Annotated in this window: 25 protein-coding genes; 11 read left to right on the top strand and 14 right to left on the bottom strand. The window is 70.9% G+C overall.

What is annotated here, in order from left to right; all coding sequences use genetic code 11:
- Positions 1–48 precede the first annotated feature (48 nt).
- Complete coding sequence (locus tag BM396_RS24955; protein WP_078947130.1) at positions 49–528, bottom strand: hypothetical protein; 480 nt, start codon at positions 526–528, stop codon at positions 49–51.
- 92 nt (positions 529–620) lie between these two features.
- Entirely contained in the window at positions 621–1,823 is a 1,203-nt protein-coding gene (locus BM396_RS24950; protein ID WP_043385580.1) for a trans-sulfuration enzyme family protein, read from the bottom strand.
- 134 nt (positions 1,824–1,957) lie between these two features.
- Between BM396_RS24950 and BM396_RS24945 the strand changes: the two genes are divergently transcribed.
- Entirely contained in the window at positions 1,958–2,476 is a 519-nt protein-coding gene (locus BM396_RS24945) for a TspO/MBR family protein (protein ID WP_043385579.1), read from the top strand.
- A 66-nt stretch (positions 2,477–2,542) separates the two neighbouring features.
- On the opposite strand, the gene BM396_RS24940 is transcribed toward BM396_RS24945, so the two are convergent.
- The 4 genes from BM396_RS24940 to BM396_RS24925 form a co-directional block, all read right to left on the bottom strand.
- Positions 2,543–3,070, bottom strand: a complete 528-nt coding sequence (locus BM396_RS24940; protein ID WP_043353367.1) for a phosphate-starvation-inducible PsiE family protein — start codon at positions 3,068–3,070, stop codon at positions 2,543–2,545.
- 123 nt (positions 3,071–3,193) lie between these two features.
- Positions 3,194–3,751 (bottom strand): DUF4337 domain-containing protein, encoded by a 558-nt coding sequence (locus BM396_RS24935; protein WP_043385577.1) that lies wholly within the window; start codon positions 3,749–3,751, stop codon positions 3,194–3,196.
- Between the two features lie 83 nt (positions 3,752–3,834).
- A complete protein-coding gene (locus tag BM396_RS24930) occupies positions 3,835–6,972 on the bottom strand; it encodes an efflux RND transporter permease subunit (RefSeq protein ID WP_043385575.1) in 3,138 nt (1,045 codons plus the stop codon).
- A 21-nt stretch (positions 6,973–6,993) separates the two neighbouring features.
- Positions 6,994–8,280, bottom strand: coding sequence for an efflux RND transporter periplasmic adaptor subunit (locus BM396_RS24925; protein ID WP_043385574.1), 1,287 nt, complete (start codon positions 8,278–8,280; stop codon positions 6,994–6,996).
- Between the two features lie 177 nt (positions 8,281–8,457).
- Here BM396_RS24925 and BM396_RS24920 point away from each other — a divergent pair, with 177 nt between their 5' ends.
- The gene (locus tag BM396_RS24920; protein ID WP_043353351.1) at positions 8,458–8,640 is read left to right on the top strand and encodes a hypothetical protein; all 183 of its coding nucleotides are present in this window, start codon (positions 8,458–8,460) and stop codon (positions 8,638–8,640) included.
- Between the two features lie 123 nt (positions 8,641–8,763).
- Here the strand turns inward: BM396_RS24920 and BM396_RS24915 are convergent, their stop codons facing one another.
- From BM396_RS24915 to BM396_RS24905, 3 genes are all read right to left on the bottom strand, one after another.
- Entirely contained in the window at positions 8,764–9,798 is a 1,035-nt protein-coding gene (locus BM396_RS24915; RefSeq protein WP_043385571.1) for a glycosyl transferase, read from the bottom strand.
- Positions 9,795–10,889 carry a glycosyltransferase family 2 protein gene (locus BM396_RS24910; protein WP_043385567.1) on the bottom strand — a complete coding sequence of 365 codons (1,095 nt, stop codon included), beginning with the start codon at positions 10,887–10,889 and terminating at the stop codon, positions 9,795–9,797. Before BM396_RS24910 ends, BM396_RS24915 begins: the two co-directional genes overlap by 4 nt.
- A 113-nt stretch (positions 10,890–11,002) precedes the next feature.
- Positions 11,003–12,097 (bottom strand): glycosyltransferase family 4 protein, encoded by a 1,095-nt coding sequence (locus BM396_RS24905; RefSeq protein WP_043353349.1) that lies wholly within the window; start codon positions 12,095–12,097, stop codon positions 11,003–11,005.
- Between the two features lie 332 nt (positions 12,098–12,429).
- Between BM396_RS24905 and BM396_RS24900 the strand changes: the two genes are divergently transcribed.
- A complete protein-coding gene (locus BM396_RS24900) occupies positions 12,430–13,410 on the top strand; it encodes an SPFH domain-containing protein (RefSeq protein WP_043385564.1) in 981 nt (326 codons plus the stop codon).
- Between the two features lie 8 nt (positions 13,411–13,418).
- Positions 13,419–13,874, top strand: coding sequence for an NfeD family protein (locus BM396_RS24895; protein ID WP_043385561.1), 456 nt, complete (start codon positions 13,419–13,421; stop codon positions 13,872–13,874).
- A 23-nt stretch (positions 13,875–13,897) separates the two neighbouring features.
- On the opposite strand, the gene BM396_RS24890 is transcribed toward BM396_RS24895, so the two are convergent.
- Both BM396_RS24890 and BM396_RS24885 read right to left on the bottom strand, forming a co-directional pair.
- A complete protein-coding gene (locus BM396_RS24890; protein ID WP_043385558.1) occupies positions 13,898–14,269 on the bottom strand; it encodes a thiol-disulfide oxidoreductase DCC family protein in 372 nt (123 codons plus the stop codon).
- A gap of 75 nt (positions 14,270–14,344) precedes the next feature.
- A complete protein-coding gene (locus tag BM396_RS24885; protein ID WP_043357361.1) occupies positions 14,345–17,224 on the bottom strand; it encodes a phosphoenolpyruvate carboxylase in 2,880 nt (959 codons plus the stop codon).
- A gap of 141 nt (positions 17,225–17,365) precedes the next feature.
- Here BM396_RS24885 and BM396_RS24880 point away from each other — a divergent pair, with 141 nt between their 5' ends.
- Both BM396_RS24880 and BM396_RS24875 read left to right on the top strand, forming a co-directional pair.
- Positions 17,366–17,668 carry a hypothetical protein gene (locus tag BM396_RS24880; protein WP_043385555.1) on the top strand — a complete coding sequence of 101 codons (303 nt, stop codon included), beginning with the start codon at positions 17,366–17,368 and terminating at the stop codon, positions 17,666–17,668.
- On the top strand, positions 17,665–18,348 hold the full coding sequence (locus BM396_RS24875) for a hypothetical protein (protein WP_043385552.1): 684 nt from the start codon (positions 17,665–17,667) through the stop codon (positions 18,346–18,348). Before BM396_RS24880 ends, BM396_RS24875 begins: the two co-directional genes overlap by 4 nt.
- 3 nt (positions 18,349–18,351) lie before the next feature.
- Here the strand turns inward: BM396_RS24875 and BM396_RS24870 are convergent, their stop codons facing one another.
- Positions 18,352–18,711, bottom strand: coding sequence for a helix-hairpin-helix domain-containing protein (locus BM396_RS24870; protein ID WP_043385549.1), 360 nt, complete (start codon positions 18,709–18,711; stop codon positions 18,352–18,354).
- A 225-nt stretch (positions 18,712–18,936) separates the two neighbouring features.
- Between BM396_RS24870 and rpmF the strand changes: the two genes are divergently transcribed.
- The gene (gene rpmF / locus BM396_RS24865; protein ID WP_003601373.1) at positions 18,937–19,125 is read left to right on the top strand and encodes a 50S ribosomal protein L32; all 189 of its coding nucleotides are present in this window, start codon (positions 18,937–18,939) and stop codon (positions 19,123–19,125) included.
- Positions 19,126–19,144: 19 nt separating this feature from the next.
- Here rpmF and BM396_RS24860 read toward each other — a convergent pair whose 3' ends face one another.
- Both BM396_RS24860 and phaR read right to left on the bottom strand, forming a co-directional pair.
- Entirely contained in the window at positions 19,145–19,459 is a 315-nt protein-coding gene (locus BM396_RS24860) for a hypothetical protein (RefSeq protein WP_043385547.1), read from the bottom strand.
- A 95-nt stretch (positions 19,460–19,554) separates the two neighbouring features.
- Positions 19,555–20,145: a polyhydroxyalkanoate synthesis repressor PhaR gene (gene phaR, locus BM396_RS24855; protein WP_043385545.1), complete on the bottom strand. Its 591-nt coding sequence runs from the start codon at positions 20,143–20,145 to the stop codon at positions 19,555–19,557.
- A 325-nt stretch (positions 20,146–20,470) separates the two neighbouring features.
- Between phaR and BM396_RS24850 the strand changes: the two genes are divergently transcribed.
- The 4 genes from BM396_RS24850 (at position 20,471) to BM396_RS24835 (ending at position 23,720) form a co-directional block, all read left to right on the top strand.
- Positions 20,471–21,655, top strand: coding sequence for an acetyl-CoA C-acetyltransferase (locus BM396_RS24850; RefSeq protein ID WP_043385543.1), 1,185 nt, complete (start codon positions 20,471–20,473; stop codon positions 21,653–21,655).
- A 114-nt stretch (positions 21,656–21,769) separates the two neighbouring features.
- Entirely contained in the window at positions 21,770–22,498 is a 729-nt protein-coding gene (gene phbB, locus BM396_RS24845; protein WP_043347469.1) for an acetoacetyl-CoA reductase, read from the top strand.
- Between the two features lie 529 nt (positions 22,499–23,027).
- Positions 23,028–23,459, top strand: a complete 432-nt coding sequence (locus BM396_RS24840; protein WP_081948722.1) for a hypothetical protein — start codon at positions 23,028–23,030, stop codon at positions 23,457–23,459.
- 21 nt (positions 23,460–23,480) lie between these two features.
- Complete coding sequence (locus BM396_RS24835) at positions 23,481–23,720, top strand: hypothetical protein (protein ID WP_043385541.1); 240 nt, start codon at positions 23,481–23,483, stop codon at positions 23,718–23,720.
- The last annotated feature ends 149 nt before the right edge of the window (positions 23,721–23,869 follow it).

The following is a 23,869-nucleotide window of genomic DNA, read 5'->3' as shown; positions in this document are numbered from 1 at the left end:
TGGCTCGTCGGCGCCCGCCGCGGCCGGGACGGTCTCCGACGCGCGGGCCTATTTGTTCTCCAGCACCTTCATGGGATCCGTGCGCTGGCTCGCGGGCGGCTCCTTGGTGAGGCTGGCGGCGCCTTCGCGCTGCACCTTCACGTCCCGCGGCGAGCCCGGACCGCCCACCGCGCGGCCGCCCACGTCGCTCTGCGTCGGCACGGTGCCGGAGGCGAGTTCCAGGCAGGTCACCATCTCGACGTAGGACGGATAGCCGCCTGCCTTGAACTGATCCTCGCACTGGCGCTTGGCGGCGGGGGTATAGCTGCTCCAGTGCCGCTCGGCCTCCTTCCGCGCTTCGCGCTCGGAGCGGAGGCAGCCATCGTAATTCGCCTTGTCGCTGATGGACGTGTTGGTGACCTGCGCCGACTGGCAGGTCCGCTCGACATCGAGATTCGGGACGGCGTCGGCGCGCGCCGGGAGCGGGGCGAGCGCCAGGGTGAGCAGCGCGAGGGTGCCGGGGACCATCGCGCGGAAACGGGTCGTCATGTCGTCGGACTCGCGATCTGTGGCGGCGTGCGCCGTCGGAACTGCCGGCACAACGCGCCAGGAACCCGTTCGGCACCAACCACCCTCGACAATCAGCCCTCGTGGGCGCTGCGCAGAGCCTGGTCGAGATCGCCGTACAGGTCCTCCGTGTCCTCGATGCCCGTGGACAGGCGCAGGAGATCCGGCGGGCAGGGGCTGCCCGGGCCCTCCACCGAGGCGCGGTGTTCGATGAGGCTCTCGACGCCGCCGAGGGAGGTCGCCCGCTTCCAGAGCCGCACCCGCGCCGCCGTGGCGATGGCGCCGGCCTCGCCGCCGGCCACCCGGATCGACAGCATGAAGCCGAACCCGTCCCGCATCTGACGACGGGCGATCGCGTGCCCGGGATCGTCCGGCAGTCCCGGATAGAGGACGTGGGTCACGAGTGGGTGCCCGCTCAGGCGCTCGGCGAGCCGCAGGGCACCCGCCGATTGTGCCGCGGCCCGCAGGTGCAGGGTCCGGAGCGAGCGCATCAGCAGGTAGGCCTCGAAGGGCCCGAGGATACCGCCGCTGCCGGCCCGGATCCCTCGGATCCGATCCCAGAACGCGTCGGCCCGCGCGCCCGCCAGCACGCCCGCCACGACGTCCGAATGGCCGTTCAGGATCTTCGTGGCCGAGTGCATCACGATGTCGGCACCGCGTTCCAGGGGACGCGTGTGCACCGGCGAGGCGGCCGTGGAATCGACGGCGAGCCGTGCCCCCGCCGCGTGGGCGATCTCGGCGGCGGCGGCGATGTCGGTGACCGTCCAGAGCGGGTTGCCGGGGGTCTCGATCCAGACGAGCCGGGTCCGGCCGGGCGCGACCGCGGCGCGCAGGGCATCCAGATCGGCCGTGTCCACGAAGGTAAGCGTCAGGCCGCGCCGGGGCGCCTCCTCGCGCAGCCAGCGCTTCAGCGCCCAGTACATGACCGTGCCGGCGACCACGTGGTCGCCGGGCTCCAGGGCGCCGAACACCGCGGTCGCCGCCGCCATTCCGGAGCCGAACAGCAGCGCGCCGGCCTCCGCACCCTCCAGCATCGCCAGGACGGATTCGGCCTCGCGCACCGTGGCGTTGTCGGGCCGCGCGTAGCTGTAGCCGGAGCTGTAGCCGTTGTCGGGATCGCGGATGAAGGTGGTCGAGACGTGCAGCGGCATGACCACCGCCCGCGTCCCGGGCTCGATCCGGCCCATGGCCTGGGCCGCGAGGGTTCGGGGCGTGAATCCCGGCGCAGCGTCGCTGCGGCTATCCGATGGACCCTGCGGCGCGTTAGGCAGTGACATCTGGCGATTCTCGGCGGATGGAGACGGCCGCGTGCCACGGCGCGTGGGCCCCGGCAAGCCACGCCCGCAACCCGCGCCCGCACCCGCGCCTGCAAGCCACGCCCGCAAGCCCTGCCCGGTGGAGACGAACGATCATGACGGCCGCCATACACGTCCCCCAGGGGGCGCCTCTGTCGCGCTGGCCACGGCTCGCCGCCGCGATCCTGCCGGTGGCGGCCACCGCGGTGGTCGGCTCGATAGCGACCCAGGCCGAGATCCCGGGATGGTATGCCGGCCTGAACAAGCCGGTCTTCAACCCGCCGAATTGGGTGTTCCCGGTCGCGTGGACGATCCTCTACACGATGATCGCGATCGCACTCTGGCGGCTGCTCGGCACCATGCCGCGCACCGGACCGAGCCGCACGGGCTGGTGGCTCGCCCTGGCGGCCTTCCTGGTGCAACTGGTGCTCAACGCCGCCTGGACGCCCGTCTTCTTCACCGCCCACGCGATCGGCGCGGGGCTCATTGTCGTCGCGATGCTGCTCGTGATGGTGCTCTGGACCATCCGGCTGTCCTGGCGGTTCGACCGGATCGCCGCGTGGCTCCTCGTGCCCTACGCCGCCTGGGTGGGCTTCGCGACGCTCCTCAACGCGGCGATCCTGCGGATGAACTGAGCGCGCATGCGGCCTTCGCTCCGTCATCGCGGGCGGAGCGAAGCGACCCGGAGCGGGTGAGCCGCGTCAGGATTCGCCGGCGGGCTTCTCCTCGCCGGCCGGCCGCCCGTCGTCGCGGGCGCGGTGGAGCAGGAAGATCGCGAAGACCATCGTGAGGATCAGCCCCGCCAGCACGCCGAGTTCGATCATCGATGCCTGGAACAGCGCCTGCTTCTCGGGCGACCAGTCCTTGGCGTGCATGATCTCGGAGGATTGCAGCGTGATCACCAGGACGCGCCGGATCGAGGCGATCAGCCCGACGATCAGGAACGGCTCGCAGGTCAGGGTGCCCGACCGCATCGAGACCCGCACCGTGTGCAGGATCTCGATCAGCATGAGCAGGAACAGCAGCCGGTCGATCACCTCCAGGATCTGCTGGGCGCCGCCGAGCGCCCGCATGGCCTCCCAGGTGAGCCCCGCGGCATCGACCAGCGCGACAATGGCGGTGAGGGCGAGCAGGAGACCGAGCGCCGCGTAGATCGCGTGCTCGGTGTGCAGGAAGATCGCGCTGGCGAGCCGCGTCAGGCGGCCCTGGTCTTCCGAATGAGCTGACATCATTCCCCCCTGGAATGTGCCGAAACGATCAGCTTCCGGCGCGCGCGTCCAGCCCATGGACGGGCGCGGCCGATCAATCGGACGCGAGGGTGGCGTTACGCCGCTGACTCGCGGGGCGATTCCTCAGTGGAAGAACGGCAGGGCATGCGGCGCGAGATAGCCGAAGCCGAGGAGTGCGGCTCCGGCGAGACCCAGGAAACCGCCGGCGAAGACCAAGAGGGTGATGCCGGTGATGACCTCGGCCGATGCCAGCACGATGCCGATCTGGAAGGCCGCCGAGGCCAATTCGTAATGGTGGTAACGCAGCAGCGCGAGGTCGCGCCGGCCTTCCGAAGCGCGGGCCTTGGCGGTCAGCTCCTTGCGCCCCTCGCCGGTGGCGGGCTCTGATTCCCAGCGCGTCAGGGTCTTGGCCCACTCGGCACGCTTGGCGGCGATCGCGTCCTGGTTCGGTCCCGGCGGAAGCAGGGCCAGGGCCTCGTCGGCGGTCTTCAGCACCGTGGAGCGGATGGTGCGGGCCTGAAAATAGGCCCATTGGTTTGCGGCCTCGACATTGGCCCCGATCGACTCCGTCTGGGACGCCTTGCCCAGGGTCTCGCTGAAGGCGAGAAACAGCGCCAGCACCGAGATCAGCAGCGCCACGCGCTTGTTCGACCCTTCGATCGCCCCGTGACCACCCGACATCGTTTAGCGCGTCTCCATTGATTCGATGGGGGGAGTCACAGCCCATCGCGGCGCGGGACGCAATGCACCGCGCCGCGGGGGGCCTATTCCGCGGCGATCCGCGGCGGCAGCGGATGCCCGTCGTTGGCCGGATGGGCCGGGTCGAAGGTCGTGGCATCCTCCGGGTCGTCGCGCTCGCCCACGAAGCGGCCGAACAGGCGCTTCAGCAGGCGCGACAGGTCGTCCATCAGGACGAAGATCGCCGGCACGAAGACCAGGGACAGCACCGTCGAGACGATCAGGCCGCCGATCACCGCCACCGCCATGGGCGAGCGGAACTCGCCGCCGATCCCGTAGGCCATCGCCGACGGCACCATGCCGGCCGCCATGGCGATGGTGGTCATCACGATCGGTCGGGCGCGTTTGCGGCCCGCATCCACGATGGCGACGTTCCGGTCGACGCCGGCGCGGATCTGCTCCACGGCGAAATCCACCAGCATGATGGCGTTCTTGGTCACGACGCCCATCAGCATCAGGATGCCGATCACCACCGGCATCGAGATCGGCATGTGGCAGATCAGCAGGGCCAGGATCGCGCCGCCGATGGAGAGCGGCAGCGAGAACAGGATGGTCAGCGGCTGCAGGAAGTTGCCGAACAGCAGGATCAGCACGCCGAAGACCATCATCAGGCCGGCGCCCATGGCGAGCGCGAAGCCCTCGAACACCTCGCCCATGACTTCTGCGTCGCCAGTCTGGCTGATCGTCACCCCCGGCGGCAGGTTCTTGGCCGTCGGCAGGTTCATCACCTGGGTGATCAGCTCGGCGAGCGCATCGGTGCCCTGCATGTCGCCCTCGAGGGCGACGCGCACGGCGCGGTCGTAGCGGTCGATGCCGGTCGGGCCCTGGCCGAGGCTGATATCGGCGACGGTGGCGAGCGGCACGGCGGCCCCGCCCTTGACCGGCACCTTCAGGGTCTCGAGATCGGAGAGCCGGCCGCGCAGGCGCTCGGGCAGCTGCACGCGGATCGGCACCTGCCGGTCGGTGGCGTTGAACTTGGCGAGGTTCATGCCGATGTCGCCGATCGTGCCGACCCGCACCGTCTCGGCGATGGTGTCCGTGCTGACGCCGAGGTCGGCCGCCACCGCGGGCTTCGGCCGGATCCGCACCTCGGTCCGGTCGAGCGGCGCCGTCGACATGACGTTGACGAGGTGGGGGACCCGCTGGGCCTCGCGCTGGAGCTTGGCGGCGACCTCCGCCACCACGGCCTTGTCGGGGCCGGCGATGATCAGCGCGAGATCGCGCTGGCCGCCCTCGCGCAGGGCCCAGAACCGCAGGTCGGGCTCCTCCCGCAGGATCGCCGCGACCTCGGCGTCGACCTGCTTCTGGGTCTTGTGGCGGGCGTTCTTCGGGGTGAGGTTGATGGTCAGGCTCGCGAGCCGCACCTCCTTCTTGGCCGGCAGCTGGCGGCCGCCGTCCACGAACACGCTCTTCACCTCGGGCAGCGCGCGGATCTTCTCCTCGATGCGGTCGGTGACTCGGACCGTGTCCGGGAGCCGGGCGCCCGGCGGCAGCTCGACCACGAACAGGGTGCGGGCCTGGTCCTCCGCCGGCAGGAAGCCCGCGGGCAGCAGGCCCGTGGAGGCGATCGAGGCGGCGAAGCACGCGATGCCGAGCACCAGCGTGATGAACTTGTGCCGGACCGACCAGGCGACGAGGCGGGTGTAGCCGCGCATCACGAAGCCGTCCCGCTCGTGGTCCGGCCCGTGGTCGCGCAGGAAGTAGGCGGCGAGCAGCGGCGTGATCAGCCGCGCCACGAGCAGCGACATGAACACCGCCGCCGCGATGGTCAGGCCGAACTGCTTGAAATACTGGCCGGCGATGCCGCCCATGAAGGAAACCGGCGAGAAGATCGCGATGATCGTCGCCGTGATGGCGATGACCGCGAGCCCGATCTCGTCGGCGGCCTCGAGGGACGCGCGGTAGGGCGACTTCCCCATCCGCATGTGCCGGACGATGTTCTCGATCTCCACGATCGCGTCGTCCACCAGGATGCCGGTGACCAGGGTGATCGCCAGCAGGCTCACGGCGTTGAGCGAGAAGCCGAGTGCGCTCATCACCCAGAAGGTCGGCAGCACCGAGAGCGGCAGCGCCACGGCGGCGATCAGCGTCGCCCGCCAGTCCCGCAGGAACAGCAGCACCACCACGACCGCGAGGGCTGCGCCCTCGATCAGGCCCATCATGGCCGAGTGGTAGTTGCCGATCGTGTTGACGACGCTGGTGTCGATCAGGTCGAACCGCACGTTCGGGTTCGCCGCATGGAGCGCCGCGATCTTCTTGGCGACGCCCACCGAGACGTCGGCGTCGCTGGCGCCGCTCGCCCGGGAGATCGCGAAGGCGACCACCGGCTCGCCGTTGAAGCGCGCGAAGGTGCGGGGTTCCTCGGCGGTGTCGGACAGGGTCGCCAGCTCGTCGAGGCGGACCTTGCGGTTGCCCGGCACGACGATGGAGGTCTTGGCCAGCGTCTCGAGGCTCGCCGAGGCGGCGAGCGCCCGGATCGACTGCTCCTGGCCGCCGACCTCGGCCCGGCCGCCGGCCATGTCGGCCGAGGTCAGGCGCAGCTGCCGGTTCACGTCCGCGGCGGTGATGCCCAGCGCCAGCAGCCGGTCGGGCTTGAGGGTGACGCGGATCTCGCGTGCGACGCCGCCGAGCCGCTCGACGCCGCCGACGCCCTTCACGCTCTGCAGGCCGCGGGCGACCACGTCGTCCACGAACCACGACAGGTCCTCGGGGGTCATGGCGGGCGCGGAGGCGCCGTAGACCATGATCGGCAGGCCGGCGATCTCCACGCGGGAGACGATCGGTTCGTCGATGGTGCGCGGCAGGTTCTGCCGGATCTTGGCGATGGCGTCCTTGACGTCGTTGGTCGCCCGATCCTGGTTTACCTCAAGGCGGAACTCGATCGTGGTGGTGGAGGTGCCCTCGGTGATCGTCGAGAGGATGTGCTTGACGCCCTTCACGCCGGCGACCGAATCCTCGACCCACTTGGTCACCTGGGTCTGCAATTCGGACGGGGCCGCCCCCGATTGGGTGATCGTCACCGAGACGATCGGGATGTCGATGTTGGGAAAGCGGGTGATCGGCAGCGAGCGGAAGCTCACCAGCCCGAGGATCATCAGGACCAGGAACAGGACCACCGAGGGCAGGGGCTTGCGGATCGCCCAGGCGGAGACGTTGAGGCGCATGGCCGGATCCTTCGACTCGTCCTACCGCGGGGCCGCGTCGGCGATCGGCGTGCTGCTGGCGGCAGCCGGCACGGGGCGTACCCGGTCGCCGTCGCGCAGGAAGCTGCCGGCGCGGGCCACGACGCTCTCGCCGGCGGCGACGCCCGCGCGGATCTCCGTGAAGCCCTCGGCGGAGAGGCCCGTGGTCACGGGCCGCGCCTCGACGCGCCCGTCCTTCACCACGAGGACGCTGGCGCGGCCGTCGGCGGCGTAGAGCAGGCTGGAGACCGGCACGGCGATGCCCGTACGGCGCGCGATCTCCACGTTGCCGCGGGCGAAGGCGCCGATGCGCAGGGCCGGATCGTCGCCGAGGCGGATGCGCACCTTGCCGAGCCGCGTCGCCCGGTCGACCTCCGGATAGACCCGGCGCACCGTGCCGGCGAGGCGGCGGCCGTCGTCGAGGTCGAGGCTCGCCGGATTGCCGACCTGGAGGCGCGCCAGGGACGTCTCGGGCACCTCGCCCTCCAGCTCGATCTCGCCCCGGGCGATCAGCCGGAACAGCGGCTCGGCCGCCGCGGTGGCGGTGGCCCCGATCCGGGCGGTGCGGCGGTTGATGATCCCGGCCTCGGGGGCGCGGATATCGGTGCGGGCCCGCCGCAGGGCGATCTCGGAGCCCGCGGCGCGGGCGGTGGCGAGGTCGGCCTGGGCGGATTGCAGACCGCCCTTGGCGGCGGCGAGGCGCCCTTCCGCCCCCTGGGCCGCCGAGACGCGCTGCTCCAGCACGGCCGCGGTGGCGTTGCCGGTCTTGGCCAGCGCCTGGGCGCGTTCCAGGGACTGACGCGCCTCGACGTTGGCGGCCTCCGCCTGGACGATCTGGCTCCGGGCCTGGACGATGGCCGCTTCGGCCCGGGCGATCGCCGCGGCGTTGGAGGCCTCCTGCGTGGCGATCATCTCCAGCGACAGCTTGGCGAGAACCTGCCCCTTGGTGACGCGGTCGCCCTCCTCGACGAGCAGGTCGGTGATGCGCAGGCCCTCGACTTCGGGGGATACGAGGATCTCGTCCCGGGGGACCAGCGTGCCGGTGACGACGGCCCGCTCGACGATCTCGCGGCTCTCGGCCGGCACGACGGTCACCGCCGGGGCGATGGCGGCCACGTCGGGAACGGCGGCAGTCTCGACGGCCCGGGCCGGCGCCGCGGCGAGGATCGCGAGCCCGCACAGGAGACTGAGGCGGGACGCGCGCCAACGGACATACTTCACGACGGGGGCCTCACAATCGGCGCTCGATTGATCTTGTCTCTCCCTCGCCGGGCAGGTCGGCGTTTTCATGGCGAGTCATCCTGGATGCGGACGAGAATAGCGCCATTGCGCGATGCCGTCGCCGGGCCTCGCGCCGCAGGGGATTGGCGCCGACGAACCGCGGCTGTTGTGTTCGGTCCCCCTGCAACCGGCGACGAACGGCGACGTTAATACCGTGAAGGTCTTTTCGCGACCGGGGAGGGATCGATGAGCATTTTCCAGATTAGGCAGACAAAGAGCGGCGCCGTGCTCTGGACCGGGGCGGCCGATGACGAGCAGACGGCCCTCGACGCGATGGCGCGCGAGGCGGGATATCGTGACTTCTCTTCGCTGCCGGACGCGATCCGCGCCGACGGGATCGAGGCCGCGAAGCTCGATCTGATCTCCTGAGCCCAACCTGAAACACGTCCGCCGGAGCGAGCTTCGCTTCGGCGGCGTTTAGAGACGGAGTTCGCTCTCCCGCCTCGCTGCGTCCGCAAGGACGCCCGCCCCGGACCGTCGCGGGCCGATCATTCAGAGGTGCCGGACCAACGCCTCGATCGCCGCTGCGCAGCCCCGGACCGCATCCGGATCGTGCAGGGCGCCGATCACCGCCGGGTCGAGGGCGAGGCCGTCCCGGATCAGGCCCGGCCAGGCCGAGGCCGGGGGCCAGCCCGGATGGACGATCGCGGCGCCGAGCCGCGCCAGCGCCTCCGCCTTCTCGGTCTGCTCGCCGTAGGCCCGCTCCTCCGGCAGGCAGAGGAAGCGCTTCGCCTGCGCGGCGGCGAGCGCGACCACACCGTCGCCGCCGCCGCCAACCAGCAGCGCCGCCTGCGCCACCCGCGCCTCGACGTCGGGGACCCAGCCGTGCAGGTGCAGGTTGTCCGGCATCTCGCCGCTGCCCGAGACCGGCCCGAGGACGTGCCAGGGCCGGTCGGGCACCGCCCGCGCCGCCGCGGCGAGATCCGCGAGGCTGCCCCCCGTGCCGCCGCGGCCGAACACCACCACGATGTCCCGGCTCCCCTCGGTGAGCCCTTGGGCCGGAGCGCCGAGGAAGCCCGCATACAGCGTCTTGGCCCGGACCCAGTCCGGGACGGACGACCCGTCGAGCGCGGCGGGGAAGGGCGCCAGCAGTCGCGTGGCGCTGCGGAAGGCTTCGAGGTGCGGCCGGTCGGTCCGCGTTCCGGCAAGCCGCACCACCAGGGTCGGCACCGACAGCAGGCGCGCCAGGAGCGCGACCTCCACCGAGACGTCGACCACGAGCAGGGCCGGGTCCGTTCGCTCCGCCCAGGCGGCGATGCGTGCCGTCCGGGCGCGGATGCCGGGATGGTTCAGAGGGGCGTAGTGGAGCGACTCCGGCCGCTCGGCCTCGCCGTCCCGGCCGTCGAAGGCCGCGGTGCCGAGGGGGCGATCATCGGGCAGGTCGACGACGTCGAGGCCGGCGGTGTCGAAACCGGCGAGCGTACCGAGGATCGTGCAGGGTCGAGGCAGGGCCCCCGCGACGGCCCGGGCGCGCTGGAGATGGCCGGCGCCCTGGTGGTGGACGTACCAGCCGATGCCGCGGGTCACGCGGCGGCCTTCAGGGAAAGGGCGAGGGCGTCGAGATCCGCGACCGCTTGCTCCAGGGCACATTCCCGCGCCGGCGCGCTGCGGGATTCGAGGATGCGGTCGGCCCGCTCCACGAAGGCGATGTCGTTGGGGCAGGCGCCGACGGTGGCGAGATCCTCCGGGGCGAGCCCGAGCCGCCCGCAGGCTGCGGTGCGGGCCTCGGGGTCCAGATGGAAGGCCCGGCGCAGCGCCGCCCGGCGCAGGATCAGCGCCTGCCAATGGGCGGCCTCCGGCAGCAGGTAAGCCTCTCCGTGAAGGACACGGGCGCGGCGCAGCATCTCGGTGGCCATGCCCCCCGAGACCCGCCCCTGATGGCGGGACGAGACCAGCACATGCACCTCCGGGCAGTGGCGCAGGCGCGCCCCGTTGGCGCGCAGGAGCCCGACGAGGGCATTGTCCTCGCCGCAGGGCAGCGCCGGCAGCCCCCCGACCGACCGGTACAGGACGGCCGGAACGGCGAGGCTCGCCCCGGTATGGTCGCCGTGGCGGGGGGCGGGATCGTGCGGCGGCGGGTCCAGGAGATCCTCCAGGCGGCGGACACCGGACCAGTAGCGCTCGATGCGTGCGTGCAGGGCCACGAGGTCGGGATCCGCGGTGCCGTCCTCGTCGATCACGAGCCGGCCGCCGACGACGTCCGCGGCCTCCAGCGCGCGCAGGTTCGCCGTCACCCAGTCGGCGGGCAGGCGGGCATCCGCGTCGGTGGTGAGGAGGATTCCGTCCGGCTGTCCGTCAGCCTCCAGCCAGTCGGCCCCGGCCTCCAGCGCCATGCGCCGGGCCGTGCCGACATGGGCCTCAGCGCCGGCCAGCTCGACGTCGGTCAGGCGGAGGGCGAGGGTTGCGAGAATGCCCGAGGCTTCGACATCCCGCACCGCCTGGACGGTCCCGTCCGTGCAGTTGTTGGTGAGAACCACAACCCTGAGGGGCGCCCGTGCCGAGACGCCCTCCTGCGCGGCCAGGGAGGCGAGCAGGCGGGGCAGGCGCTCGGCCTCGTTCCGGGCGGGAATGCAGACGACGCAGGGCAGGGGGGCCGGATGGTCGGCGTCCGTAGTCATGTCAGGTCTCCCGTGGCACCGTCATGCGCCGCGGAGGTCGGGGGCGGGACGTCGAGCCGCCGGGCTCCGGGCTCGGGTGCGGAAATGCGGCACGGCGCGCGTATCTGCGCCGGTCAGCCGCGTCCTCCGGCGACGCGCAGGGCGGGCCGCGCCCGCTCGGCGCAGCGCGCGATCACCGCATCGTACGCTTCCAGGTAGCGTCCTGTCATGGCGGTGGCGTCGTAGAGCGCCTCGGCCCGGTCGCGGCAGGCCCGGCGCGACAGGCCGGCGGCCTCCCGGATGGCCACTGCGAGATCCTGCGGATCGTCCGGACGGGCGAGGCGGCCGCAGGACGCGTCCAGGATGTCAGGCATGGCACCGCGGCGGAAGGCGGCCACGGGGGTGCCGCAGGCGAGCGCCTCCGCCACGACGAGGCCGAAGGGCTCTTCCCAGCGGGGCGAGACGATCGCGACCCGCGCCCGGCCGAGATGATGGGCCAGATCCCGGTGCGCGAGATGGCCGAGATGCGTCAGGTCCGGCCCCATGCGTGGGGCGATCTCGGCGGCCCAGTAGCCGGGATTGAGCTTCGGGCCGGCGAAGGTCAGCGGCAGCCCGGCGGCGCGGGCGGCGTCGATGGCGAGGTGCAGACCCTTCTCGGGCACGATTCGGCCCGACCAGAAGGCGAAGGCCGGAACGTCGGCTTCTTCCGAGAACACGAAGGTCGACAGATCGACGCCGTTGTCGACCACCTGCGCGTTCGGGACGAGATGCGCCCATTCCTGCGCCAGCGACGGCGAGACCGCGAGGAAGGCCATGTCGGGATCGGCATCGACGATGCCGGCGACCAGGGACTCGAAGGGCGGCGTGTGCAGCACTGTCACCCAAGGGAGGCCGATCCGGGTGCTCTCGCACAGCGGCAGCGCGTGCAGGGAATTGTTGTGGACCAGATCGAAGCCCCCGGCCGCAACCATCTCCATCATGCGCCGGTAGGCCTCGTGCTCCGCCCGGTCGATCGCCTCCTCGCGGTCCGGGTCCAGGAGGGCGTCCCCGGTAGGATCGCAGAGCATCACGGGATCGAGCGCCGGGTCCGAGCCCCGGCTGGCGAACAGCGTGACGTCGTGCCCGTGCCGCTTCAGCGCGACGGTGAGGAGATGCGTGTGCATCTCCAAGCCGCCGGCATAGGGCTGGCCGATCGGGTATTTCAGATGTGCGAGGACAGCGATCTTCACGCGCGCACCGGATCCGGTTGGGTGGGGATTTCTGCCGCCCGCAGCGGCGCGAAAGGACTTCTTTCCGCGGCGAGGGTGGCGGGGATCATGCCGAATGTTTCTTCAACAAGCGTTGCGTTGGAGGGTCTGGAGCGACGACGAACGCGACGCTTGCCGACTTCCTAAGCGCCGCGGCCTGAACCAAAGATGATCGAAATGAATGGGGGCCCGTTCACGCCGGGCCGCGGCGGCCCCGTTTCTCGGCTGTCCGGGACCGCGGTCGCGAGGCGCGCATCGGCCTGCTAGGCTGCGTCTCGCGCGCCGGACGCGCGGCCGGGACGGAGAGGGTGTCGATGGGGCTGCCGTTCGGGCTGAGCGTCTTCGCGGTGGGCGTGGCGGCGCTGGCGGTCATCACCCTGGCCGCGGGCGTGAAGATCGTCCCCCAGGGCTACGTCTACACGGTGGAGCGTTTCGGCCGCTACGCCCGCAGCCTCGATGCCGGCCTCGGACTGATCACCCCCTTCGTCGAGCGGATCGGCCGGCGGGTGAACGTCATGGAGCAGGTGATCGACGTGCCGAGCCAGCAGGCCTTCACCCGCGACAATGCCGGCGTCACCATCGACGCGGTGGTGTTCTACCAAGTGCTCGACGCGGCGCGCGCCTCCTACGAGGTCTCGAACCTCGACCTCGCCGCCACCACCCTGACGATGACCAACATTCGCACCGTGGTCGGCGCGATGGATCTCGACCAGCTCCTCGCTCACCGTGACGAGATCAACGAACGCCTGCTCCGGGTGATGGATGCGGCGGCCTCGCCCTGGGGCGTCAAGATCAACCGGATCGAGATCAAGGATATCGTGCTTCCGGCCGATCTCGCCGGGGCCATGGCCCGCCAGATGAAGGCCGAGCGCGAGAAGCGCGCCTCGATCCTGGAGGCGGAGGGGCAGCGCGCCGCCGAGATCCTCCGGGCCGAGGGACGCAAGCAATCGGCGATCCTGGAGGCGGAGGGCCGGCGCGAGGCCGCCTTCCGCGACGCGGAGGCCCGTGAGCGCTCCGCCGAGGCCGAGGCGGCGGCGACCGGCATGGTCAGCCGGGCGATCGCGGAGGGCGACATCGCGGCGGCGAATTTCCTCGTGGCCGAGAAATACGTCGAGGCCGTACGGGCAATCGCCACCGCGCCGAACCAGCGGGTGGTCGTGGTGCCGATCGAGGCGGCGGCTCTCGCCGGCACCCTAGGCGGGATCGGTGAACTCACCCGCACCGTGTTCGGCGATGGTCCCTCGGCGCCCAGGCGCGCGGGAACGCCGCCCAACGTCGCCCCGCCGCGGACCTGACGCCGGCGATGCCCGCCTCCGTCGCCGACGCCGTCGCGGCTCTCGGGCCCGCCTGGAGCTGGGTGATCGCCGGGCTGGCCCTGGCGGGGGCCGAGATCCTGCTACCCGGCGTCTTCCTGATCTGGCTCGGCCTCGCCGCCGTCGCGACGGGCGTGGCCGCCGCCGCGCTGCCCCTGCCCTGGCAGGGTCAGACCCTGCTGTTCGCGGTGCTGGCCGTCGGCTTGGTCGCCGTCGCGGCGCGCCTGCAGCGGCGGGGTGCCGGACCGCCGGCTCCCGCGCTGAACCGCGCCGACAGGGGCCTCATCGGGCGCGCCGGCGTGCTCGACGAGCCGATCGTGCAGGGGGCTGGCCGCATCCGCTTCGACGATACGCTCTGGCGGGTCGAGGGACCCGATCTACCGGCCGGGGCACGGGTTCGGGTGACAGCCATTCGCGGGACGATCCTGCAGGTGGAGGCCGCGTGAGCGCGTCTCCGCGGATCCCCGCCTCAGGCTGAGGCCCGGGGCCGTTCGAATCGCCGGGCGAGGTGCTGCAGCCGGGGCCTGACCCTCAGGAACACGCCGTAGAGCCGCTCAAGGACCTGCAGGACGCGGCCCGACCGCGCGAGGAGCCCGAGCGGGCGCAGAACCGGGATCGCGCGCCACATCGCCGCGAAGGCCGCGGCGCCGGTGAGGACGGACTCGCCCTCGCGGGCATGGAAGCGCGCCAGCATGTCCGCCCGCGAGGCCGGGCAGGTGTCCGCATCCTCTGTCACGTCGACGAAGGTGATCGCGCCGCGCCGGTCCAGCCGGCGCATCAGCGCGATCTCGCGCCGGCAGAGGGGGCAGCCTCCATCGAACCAGACGACGACCTGTTCCATGGTCGACGATATAGGCCGGCGCCGAGGTCGGGCCAGATTGCGCGTCCGGCCTCGGCCTGCGGGACGGCGTCGCGGTCATCCGAACGCGCCGACCTCGTGCTGGATCATCCCGGAGATCTCGCGGACCTGGTCGAACATCCGGCGGATCGGCTGGAACAGGTTGGCGTGCTCCGCCTCGTAGGTGCCGACGTCCCGCGGGCCGGCCGGCTCGCCGAAGTTCAGGCCGAGCGTCGGATCCGGCGTGATCGGGAAGATCGCGTCGAGGAGCTTCAGGCAGCCGTCGATGTCCAGCCGCAGGAAGCGCTCCAGCAGCTGCTCGCGTGAGATGCCCGCCTGGGGCCGGAAACCCGGGATGTGCACCGCCAGGAACCAGATCCGGTGGATCAGCGCGAGCCGCAGGGCGTGGAGCAGGGTCAGCCGCGCCGACATGGCGGGAAGGTCCGGGGCGGCCGCGCGCAGGGCGAGCCAGTCGCGGGTCAGGCGTCCGAACAGGTTCCGGAGCGCGGGGGCGAGATCGAGGCGCTCCAGGGCCCCGGAGATCACGACCAGCTCGTCCCTGCGGAAATCCTTCTGCGTGCGCCGCGCCCGCTCCAGCCACACGGCCGGATCGAGGGTGTCGATATAGGCGCGCAGCACGTCGAGGTCGCCCACCGAGGCGGCGTGCTGCACCAGCCGGAAGGCCCGGGAGAAGCGCACCGAATCGCGGCGCATGTCGCGGAACAGGTCCGGGCCGCGCTGGGCGGCCCGGCCGATCCCGTGCAGGGAATTCGCCAGGAAGCCGAGCTGGTGCAGGATCGCGTTGTTGGGGATCGCCCGCATCTGGCGCGGATGGGTGATCCGCGCCGGGCCGCCATTGTCGGTCTGGCGTGCTACCGGACGTGAGCCGGTCCGGTCGATCAGGCTCGGGCCGAAGGTGCCGAGCAGGGCGGCGTAGCCCGGATCGTCGACCAGCGCCTCCATGTCCTGGCGGGCCGCGGTGAAGAATTCGAGGGCGAAATCCGGCTCGGCGTAGATCGGATCGACCTTGGCGTCGGCCGCCTTGGGATGGTCGTTCAGGGCGTAGTCCGAGAACGAATCCTCCTCCGTCACGTCGAGCGCGTAGACGTGCTCGGCGATGCGGGCGACGCTGGCGCGGGCCAGCGCCTCGGTGCCGTACAGCAGGTAGCCGTCGGTGCCCTGGAAGCTCGATTCGAGCCGGACCCGGATGCCGGCCTTGCGGGCCCGGTCCCGCGCATCCTCGGGGGCGAGGTAGGCGAGGCGGTCGCGCAGGGAGGTCGGATGGGCGCCGCGCCCGATCGATTCGCCGTGCGTGTCGAAGATCGCGAGCTCGACGTCGGACAGGCCGTTCTGGACCAGCATCTCGGTGATGCGCAGCCGCAGTCGCTCGATCCAGAAGGTCGCCGCAAGCTGGCCGACATAGCGGCCCGAATCGGAATAGCCGAACTGCACGGTCAGCCGGCCGATGCGCTTCAGATACTGGCGCCAGTGGGGGTTGCGCAGGGCGTCGTCGAGCACCCGAATGCCCTGTTCGAGGGCGCTTGCCGTCTCGAACAGCGGCGTGATCTCCAGCTTGTCGGCGATGCCGTAGTGCCGCGCCAGCCAGAGGGCGGCCAGCAGGGTGTAGCCGGTCTCGGTCTCGGCGATGAGGAAGCGCACCGGATGGGTGCCGTCGACGTGCTTGAGGATCTGGGCGATCGTCATCATCAGCCGGGCGGCCGAGGCCCGCTCGGCCGCGAGCGCCCCGAAATCGACGGCGACCGGCCGGACATCGTTCAGCAGGGTGTGGATCGTCGCGAGGTGCGACCGGCGCCGGGCCGCGTCGGTGGGCTCGCCTTCGAGGTCGATCACCCGGCGTACCGCATTGTGGATCTGGCTGGCGTTCAGCCGGAAATGCGGCAGGGCGTTCGACAGGCCGTGCGTCGCGACGCCCGCGCGCAGGACCGCGATCCGCCGTCTGTCGGCCCCGTCGTCGGCAGCCTCGAGGGCCTTGGTCAGCGCGGCGACGAGGGCGCCCGCGTCGGTCTGGGCGCGCTCGCGCTCGATGATGAGGGCCAGGGCGAAGCGGTGCACCGCCTCGAGGGACGGCTGGTCGCCGAGGCGCGGCGCCACGGTGAGCTGGCGGTTCACCGCTGCCAGCGCGTTCTCGGCGAGGGCACGGACCTCCCGGCACGCGGGACTCGCGGGCAGATCGCGCATCACCCGGTCGAACTGCATCCGCTTCGAGATCAGCCGGTAGCGGAGGGTGTCCCACCATCCGATGTCGGTCCGCCCGTCCGTGTCGCAGCCGACCCAGCTGGCGATGGCGAAGGGGCGGGGCGTCAGTTCGGTCCAGCGGTCGGGCCAGCGGGCGCGGGCGGCGTCGAGCAGGGCGCCGTTGAAAGCGTCGAGGGCGAGCCGCCCGTTATTGGCCGCCGCGCAGGCCTGCTCGAACTCGACGTCGAGGGTGATCGGCGCGTCCGGCCGCGTGGACAAAGTCGCCGCCCGTTCGATCAGCCCGGCGCGGGCCGCAGCGTCGGGCAGGCTCGCGGCCTCGGCGAGGAGGCCGGCGACGGCCCGGGGCATGCCGAAGGTGGGATGGGCGGTGAACACCACCGCGAAGGCGGTGCGGTGGATGAGGGCCGCGAAGGCCTCGACGCTGTCCGACCGGTCGGGGATTGCCGCCACGAGACGGGCGGGAATCCCCGCCTGCGGATCCTCGGGGCTGGCATCGAGCCCGACATAGGCCCGCAGCCGCTCCGCCCGGGCTGCCAGGGCTTCGGCGCGCAGGCGCACGAACAGGCCGTCCAGGTCGCCTGCCGAGATCTCGTTCCTGTCGAACCGCCGGGTGATCGCCAGGGTCACCGCCAGGACGGGATTGCGGAACGGGTCCTCCCGGGCCTGTTCCCGGGCAGCCTCAATCAGTCCGAGGAGGTGCGCCTCCAGTTCCTCGGGCTCGCGGCTCGGCTCGTGCTGCATCGGTCGGTCCCGGCTCCGGTCTGCCCGCATCTACCCGGTCCGGCGGCGCACGCAAGGAGCGTTCCGCACGCGATCGGGGACGCGATCGGACACGCGACGGGGTGGCGGCGGCCTGAACCGCAGGTTAGAGCTTGCCGCCTTATGGAGCGCCTGTTCATCATCCTGGCCATCCTGGTTTTCGCCATCGCCGTCGTCGCCGTCGCCGCGATGGTGGCTCGCGGCCGGCGCGAGCCCCTGCGCATGGGCTCCGACCTCGATCTTGAGGACGAGGATCTGCTCATCGGCTCGGTCGGTCCCCGCAGGAGCCCGATCGACCGCAGCGCACAGGTGCTCGATCCGCGAGTGCTCGATCTGGAAGCGATGGAATTGGAACCGATCCGCGCCCTCGACAGGACGCAGCGCAGCGAGGCGCTTCACCGCGATCCGCCCGGAGGCAGCCGATGACGGTGAGCCTGCGCGGGGCGGCCGGTCTGCTGCTGGCCGGCCCCCTCTACCTGACGATGGCGCAGTCCGTTTCGGCCGCGCCGGCCGGAAAGCCGCCTGCGCCGGACGTTCCGGCACAGACCGCGCCCGCTGCGCCGGCTCCCGCCCCGGAGCCGAGTGCCCCTCAGGCGACGAGCCCGACGCCGGCGGCCGGCCCGGCCCTCGAGCAGCCCTGTGGGACCCAGGCGGCCCGCTTCGAGAGCGGCAAGGGCTTCAAGATGGTGATCACGCGGTCCGGGCAGATCCGCACGACGAACCCGCTCAGGCCGCTGACGCCCGAACTGAACGAGGTGCTCCAGGTCGTGATTGCCGGGAAGGTCGCCACCGCCTACGGGCCTGACTTCACGACGCTGCGGCGCGGCGGCGCCCCGGCGGGAATCGAGGCGATGCTCGGCGGCCCGATTCGCTGGCAGCCGACGCTGCCGACCTTCCCCGATCCGATCGCGATCGTCACCGAGGAGGGCACGCCGCTGGCGCAGCTCACCTTCCGCGCCTGCGAGACGCCGCCCGCCGTCAAGGCGCCGAAGGAGCCGAAGGCCGAGGCACGCAAGAAGGCGCCCCGGCACGCGGCGCCGAAGGCCGCCGCGGCCCCGAAGACGCCCCCCGGCTTCTCCATGCCTCAGGGGGCGATCGCCGAGTAGCGGCTACTTTTGCTTGGCGATGACCTTGTCCTTGATGCCGTCGTAGACGGTCTTCGGGATGATCTTCTTGGAGACGAGATCGTCCTTCCCGCGATACGGCCGCCCCTTGATGATCGCGGCCGCGCGCGCCGCGCCGATACCCGGCAGGGCGTCGAGTTCCTCGGTGCTGGCGCTGTTGAGGTCGATGAGCGCGCCCTTTGCGGCGTTGGGCGATCCGGCCACCGGTGCGCTCGGTGCCATGGGCTTCGCGGGGGCCGTCGGCGCTGCGGTCGTCGGCGCCTGGGGCGCCTGCGCCAGCGCGGGGGCCGCCACGAGGCTCGACAGGAGGGCGAGAAGGGCGAGGGTCTTGGTGGAGGAAGCCATGGCGTTCTCCCGAAGGACGCGGCCCGCTGCGCGGTGCCGTCGTGGCAGATCTGCGACGGCCTGCTTGAACCCGCGCTTAACGGTTGTGGTCCGGCACCCCTAGCCACGGGCCGGCGCCGGAGTTATAAGCCCGCCCTCATCCGTATCCCGCGGTGTGCGTGGCGATCCTCGATTGAGGAGCCGCCCGCGCGCCGCTTTGTCCGCGGCGTCACGAAGGATCCTGCCATGGCCGTTCCGAAGCGAAAGACTTCCCCCTCCCGCCGCGGCATGCGCCGCTCGGCCGACGCCCTGAAGGCGCCGACCTATGTCGAGGACAAGGATTCGGGCGAGCTGCGCCGTCCGCACCACATCGACCTGAAGACCGGCATGTATCGCGGCCGTCAGGTTCTCAAGGTGAAGTCCGCCGAGGCCTGAGCCTCGCGAAGGCGGCGCCTCAGGCGAGGCGCCGCGCGGCCTCCGCGTAGCGCGCGGCGGCCATCTGGGTCCGTGTCAGGCGTGACGGCAGCAGCGTCGGATCGTCGGCCGTGAGCAGCTGGGCGACAAAGCCGGCGCGGGGTCTCCCTCGGCCCGCGCGATCCGCCGGCCGACCCTCCGGTTCCCCCTCGGACCGCCCTCCGTCGATCACCACAAGTGCCTGGGCTGCGGTCTCGGCCGGCTCCGGAGACGCGTCCGGCTCCGACACCGGCTTGCGCCGGGTGGAGCGGACCTGTGTCGGGCCGAGACGGCTGACTGTTCCGATACGCACCATGCGCACACCTTTCGCACGTTTCCGTGCCGATGTCGCAAAGGTGGGGCCGGTGTTTACTAATCGTCAACCCTTTGTTCGGTCGCGCCGACGGGAATTTACTTTTTCGCCAGCGCTTCGAGCCGCTGCTGCATCTCCAGCATCTGGCGCTTGAGATCGTCCAATTCGCCCCCGGCATAGGGCGTGGGCTGGGTCGGCGCCGGCGGCTGCGTCCCGGGGGCGGGCGGCCCGAAGCCCGTGAACATCTTCATGGCGTCGCCGAAGAAGTTCATGTTGGTGCGCACCTGCTGCTCGATCGCGTTCTGGAACGCCGACGGACCGAAGCTCTGAGCGAATTTCTCGCGGAGCCCGTCCTGATCCTTGGCAAAATTCGCCATGGAGAATTCGAGGAAGCTCGGCACCATTGTGCGCATGCTGTCGCCGTAGAAGCGGATCAGCTGGCGCAGAAAGGCCACCGGGAGCAGGTTCTCGGCGCCGGCCTTGTTCTCCTGCTCGAAGATGATCTGCGTGAGGACCGAGCGGGTGATGTCGTCGCCGGTGCGCGCGTCGTACACGACGAAATCCTCGCCGTTCTGGACCATCGTGGCGAGGTCCTCCAGCGTCACGTAGGTCGAGGTACCTGTGTGATAGAGGCGCCGGTTGGCGTACTTCTTGATGACGGTCTGGGTGGCCTTGACGGTATCCGCCATCGGGAACGGCCTTTCTGGACTCGGGACCGGGGGGCGTTGCAGACGCGCGGTGCAGTCTGGCGGGGCTGTCTTCGCGCCCGCAGCACGATCCTTAAAGCCTTCCCCGGGCGCAGAAAACAGCAAACTGCACCTCTTCAACGCAGAATAATGCAGAGGGTGTGGGGCCGGAGCGCCATTTCAGTTTCGCGGACGCGTCATCGGCACGTTTTGGCGCTTTGATAGACAACCTTGACTTCGCCCATCTCAAGCCCTTCATCCCAGGGCCGGCACAGAGCGCGCCCCAAAACGTGGAAGGCGCGCCGGCTCGCGAGAGGAGAACGTTCACATGGCAGGCAGCGAAGAGATCGTCATCGTCGGGGCCGCGCGCACGCCGGTCGGCTCGTTCGGCGGCGCCTTCGGGGCGGTGCCGGCCCATGAGCTCGGTGCGACCGCCATCAAGGCCGCCCTGGAGCGGGCCAAGGTCTCGCCCGACGATGTGGACGAGGTGATCTTTGGCCAGGTCCTCACTGCGGGCGCCGGCCAGAATCCCGCCCGTCAGGCGGCCATCAAGGCCGGCATTCCCGAGAAGGCCACCGCCTGGGGCCTCAACCAGGTCTGCGGCTCGGGCCTGCGCACGGTCGCGATCGGCATGCAGCAGATCGCCAACGGCGACGCCAAGGTCATCGTCGCCGGCGGCCAGGAATCGATGTCGCTCTCGCCCCACGCGCAGTACCTGCGCGGCGGCCAGAAGATGGGCGACGTCAAGCTCGTCGACACGATGATCAAGGACGGGCTCTGGGACGCCTTCAACGGCTACCACATGGGTCAGACCGCCGAGAACGTCGCCCAGGCCTTCCAGCTCACCCGCGAGCAGCAGGACCAGTTCGCGACCCGCTCGCAGAACAAGGCCGAGGCCGCCCGCAAGGAGGGCCGCTTCAAGGACGAGATCGTCCCCGTCACCGTGCCGGGCAAGAAGGGCGACACCGTCGTCGACACCGACGAGTATATCCGCGACGGCGCCACCCTGGAGGCCATGGCCAAGCTGAAGCCGGCCTTCGCCAAGGACGGCACCGTGACGGCCGCCAACGCCTCGGGCCTCAACGACGGCGCCGCCGCCCTCGTGCTGATGTCGGCCTCGGAGGCCGAGCGCCGCGGCCTGACCCCGCTCGCCAAGATCAAGTCCTGGGCGACCGCGGGCGTCGATCCCAAGGTGATGGGCACCGGCCCGATCCCGGCTTCCCGCAAGGCCCTGGAGAAGGCCGGCTGGAAGCCCTCCGACCTCGACCTGATCGAGGCCAACGAGGCCTTCGCGGCCCAGGCGCTGGCGGTGAACAAGGACATGGGCTGGGACGACGCGAAGGTGAACGTCAACGGCGGCGCCATCGCCATCGGCCACCCGATCGGCGCGTCCGGCGCCCGAGTCCTCGTCACGCTGCTGCACGAGATGAAGCGCCGCGACGCCAAGAAGGGCCTCGCCACCCTCTGCATCGGCGGCGGCATGGGCGTCGCGATGTGCATCGAGCGGACCTGATCGCAGCGGGGCGTCAGCCCCGCTGGACAACTTAGACTTAAGGCCGAGATCACAAAAATTCGCGTGCGGACGCCATCCGCACGCGGCATCACGGGATGCGAACAGGAGGAAACAATGGCTCAAGGACGCGTCGCCCTGGTCACGGGCGGCACTCGCGGTATCGGCGCGGCGATCTCGAAGCGGCTCAAGGACAAGGGCTATCGGGTCGCGGCCAATTACGGCGGCAACGACGAGGCGGCCAACGCCTTCAAGGCCGAGACCGGCATCCCGGTCTTCAAGTTCGACGTGGGCGATCTCGCGAGCTGCGAGGCCGGCATCAAGGCCGTCGAGGCCGAGCTGGGGCCGATCGAGGTGCTGGTGAACAACGCCGGCATCACCCGGGACGGCGCCTTCCACAAGATGACCTTCGACAAGTGGCAGGCGGTCATCAAGACCAACCTCGATTCGATGTTCACCTGCACGCGTCCGCTGATCGAGGGCATGCGCAGCCGCAACTTCGGCCGCATCATCATCATCTCGTCGATCAACGGCCAGAAGGGCCAGGCCGGCCAGACCAACTACTCGGCCGCCAAGGCCGGCGTGATCGGCTTCGCCAAGGCCCTGGCGCAGGAGAGCGCGTCCAAGGGCATCACGGTGAACGTGATCGCGCCGGGCTACATCGCCACCGAGATGGTGATGGCGGTGCCGGAGGAGATCCGCAACAAGATCATCTCCACGATTCCCACGGGTCGCCTGGGTGAAGCCAGCGAGATCGCGCACGCGGTCGAGTACCTCGCCAGCGACGAGGCCGGCTTCGTGAACGGTTCGACGCTGACCATCAACGGCGGCCAGCACTTCGTCTGATCGCCAGCGGGCGCGCCGGATCGATCCGGCGCGCCCGACGCAGGGCCGAGGCCCCCGCGGCCGGTCCCTCTCGCGCCCGATCGCTTCGATGACGGCCGCCTCGGGCTGCGCCTCATCGCGTGCGCCGCGCAGCCGGCGCGCCGCCCGTTCCCCATCGGGGCGCGCTTCGCCCGTGCAGACCGTCGCCGCGGCCAGAGTCCGGCGGCGCCCGCTGATCGCCCGAGTGCCAGACGCCGCGCGGATCCCGCAGATCGGCGACGCGGACGATCCGACCCGGCAAGCCTGACGAAAGTCCTACCTGGCCTGCGCGGTCTCCGCGCGGCTTCGGGATAACGGGCATTGCGGGCAGCGATCGGCCCCGGCGCCCGCGTGTTCTGCGACACGAACAATTCGACCTGCCTCGTATAGACCTTCTTTCATCGGCTCGCGGATGGTCCTGCCGACAGAAATCGAGGTCCCGGGCGTCATGAACAACTGGTTTCACGGTAAATTCGGCGTTCATTTTATCGGTGGCGGCCAGGACAGTTCTTTGCGCGATACGGCTTCGCGTGCCGGCCAGAGCGAGGGCAGCCTCAACCGCACGCTGCCCACCGTCGCGAAGCTCGGTCTCGCCGCGGCCTGCGCCCTGGGCTTGGCCGCCTGCGTCACGCCGCAGGAGCGCCACGCGATGGATCAGAACCAGTGCTACGCCTTCGGCTTCGAGCCCGACACCGACGGCTTTGCCGAGTGCATGATGGGCCTCCATCAGCAGCGCGCCGTCGCCCAGGCCAACAGCAACCTGTATTGGCAGGCGCAGCTCGCCGAGCAGAACCGCCGCCGCGAGGCCCGGCAGGATCTCTACAAGATCGCCAGCCTGCAGCGGAGCGGCGACCCCCGCTTCCCCATCTGCGGCGCCTCGTCCGATGGCGGCATGGATCGCCGGACCATGACTTGGTACGGCCCGAACTGCCGCGCCCGCTGACCGCTATCAGGGAGATCGACGATGTCGGACGTCATCACGCCGCGGCCGGGGAACGCCAGCACGTTCGTCTTCGCCACGACGGCGATGTTCGCGGCCACGATCGGGATGGTCACGCAGGACTGGGGATGGTTCGTCTTGGCGATGCTCGGAAGTGCCGGGGTGCAGTGCGTGATCTACATGCCGCTTCAACGATGGTTCGGCTGGAAGCCGCTCGATTTCGGCCATCTGGGTCATCTCGTCCTGCTGCTCTCCCCGCTCTGAGACGCCCATCCCCGGCAGCGCCCCGAGGGGCTGCTGCCGGTTCTCCGGATCGCTCACCCCGAGACAACGCTCATGACGCTCGCCCTGATCATCACCGGCTTCCTCATCGTCAACTTCATGATGGCCGGCGTCTTCTCCCTCGTGGCCCT

It is taken from the genome of Methylobacterium sp. UNCCL125 (assembly GCF_900116795.1).
Lineage (GTDB): Bacteria > Pseudomonadota > Alphaproteobacteria > Rhizobiales > Beijerinckiaceae > Methylobacterium > Methylobacterium fujisawaense.
The sequence above is the reverse complement of the archived record's forward strand: the minus strand, read 5'-3'. Positions and strand labels throughout refer to the sequence as shown.

What these genes read in the sequence shown, in the direction of transcription:
- BM396_RS24895 (WP_043385561.1), top strand. Translation starts at nt 13,419, where the DNA reads ATGCCCGCCTCCGTCGCCGACGCCGTCGCGGCTCTCGGGCCCGCCTGG.
- BM396_RS24930 (WP_043385575.1), bottom strand. Translation starts at nt 6,972, where the DNA reads ATGCGCCTCAACGTCTCCGCCTGGGCGATCCGCAAGCCCCTGCCCTCG.
- BM396_RS24860 (WP_043385547.1), bottom strand. Translation starts at nt 19,459, where the DNA reads ATGGTGCGTATCGGAACAGTCAGCCGTCTCGGCCCGACACAGGTCCGC.
- BM396_RS24850 (WP_043385543.1), top strand. Translation starts at nt 20,471, where the DNA reads ATGGCAGGCAGCGAAGAGATCGTCATCGTCGGGGCCGCGCGCACGCCG.
- BM396_RS24920 (WP_043353351.1), top strand. Translation starts at nt 8,458, where the DNA reads ATGAGCATTTTCCAGATTAGGCAGACAAAGAGCGGCGCCGTGCTCTGG.
- BM396_RS24950 (WP_043385580.1), bottom strand. Translation starts at nt 1,823, where the DNA reads ATGTCACTGCCTAACGCGCCGCAGGGTCCATCGGATAGCCGCAGCGAC.
- BM396_RS24875 (WP_043385552.1), top strand. Translation starts at nt 17,665, where the DNA reads ATGACGGTGAGCCTGCGCGGGGCGGCCGGTCTGCTGCTGGCCGGCCCC.
- BM396_RS24940 (WP_043353367.1), bottom strand. Translation starts at nt 3,070, where the DNA reads ATGTCAGCTCATTCGGAAGACCAGGGCCGCCTGACGCGGCTCGCCAGC.
- BM396_RS24900 (WP_043385564.1), top strand. Translation starts at nt 12,430, where the DNA reads ATGGGGCTGCCGTTCGGGCTGAGCGTCTTCGCGGTGGGCGTGGCGGCG.
- BM396_RS24935 (WP_043385577.1), bottom strand. Translation starts at nt 3,751, where the DNA reads ATGTCGGGTGGTCACGGGGCGATCGAAGGGTCGAACAAGCGCGTGGCG.
- rpmF (WP_003601373.1), top strand. Translation starts at nt 18,937, where the DNA reads ATGGCCGTTCCGAAGCGAAAGACTTCCCCCTCCCGCCGCGGCATGCGC.
- BM396_RS24890 (WP_043385558.1), bottom strand. Translation starts at nt 14,269, where the DNA reads ATGGAACAGGTCGTCGTCTGGTTCGATGGAGGCTGCCCCCTCTGCCGG.
- phbB (WP_043347469.1), top strand. Translation starts at nt 21,770, where the DNA reads ATGGCTCAAGGACGCGTCGCCCTGGTCACGGGCGGCACTCGCGGTATC.
- BM396_RS24880 (WP_043385555.1), top strand. Translation starts at nt 17,366, where the DNA reads ATGGAGCGCCTGTTCATCATCCTGGCCATCCTGGTTTTCGCCATCGCC.
- BM396_RS24910 (WP_043385567.1), bottom strand. Translation starts at nt 10,889, where the DNA reads ATGACTACGGACGCCGACCATCCGGCCCCCCTGCCCTGCGTCGTCTGC.
- BM396_RS24885 (WP_043357361.1), bottom strand. Translation starts at nt 17,224, where the DNA reads ATGCAGCACGAGCCGAGCCGCGAGCCCGAGGAACTGGAGGCGCACCTC.
- phaR (WP_043385545.1), bottom strand. Translation starts at nt 20,145, where the DNA reads ATGGCGGATACCGTCAAGGCCACCCAGACCGTCATCAAGAAGTACGCC.
- BM396_RS24945 (WP_043385579.1), top strand. Translation starts at nt 1,958, where the DNA reads ATGACGGCCGCCATACACGTCCCCCAGGGGGCGCCTCTGTCGCGCTGG.
- BM396_RS24925 (WP_043385574.1), bottom strand. Translation starts at nt 8,280, where the DNA reads ATGAAAACGCCGACCTGCCCGGCGAGGGAGAGACAAGATCAATCGAGC.
- BM396_RS24955 (WP_078947130.1), bottom strand. Translation starts at nt 528, where the DNA reads ATGACGACCCGTTTCCGCGCGATGGTCCCCGGCACCCTCGCGCTGCTC.
- BM396_RS24870 (WP_043385549.1), bottom strand. Translation starts at nt 18,711, where the DNA reads ATGGCTTCCTCCACCAAGACCCTCGCCCTTCTCGCCCTCCTGTCGAGC.
- BM396_RS24835 (WP_043385541.1), top strand. Translation starts at nt 23,481, where the DNA reads ATGTCGGACGTCATCACGCCGCGGCCGGGGAACGCCAGCACGTTCGTC.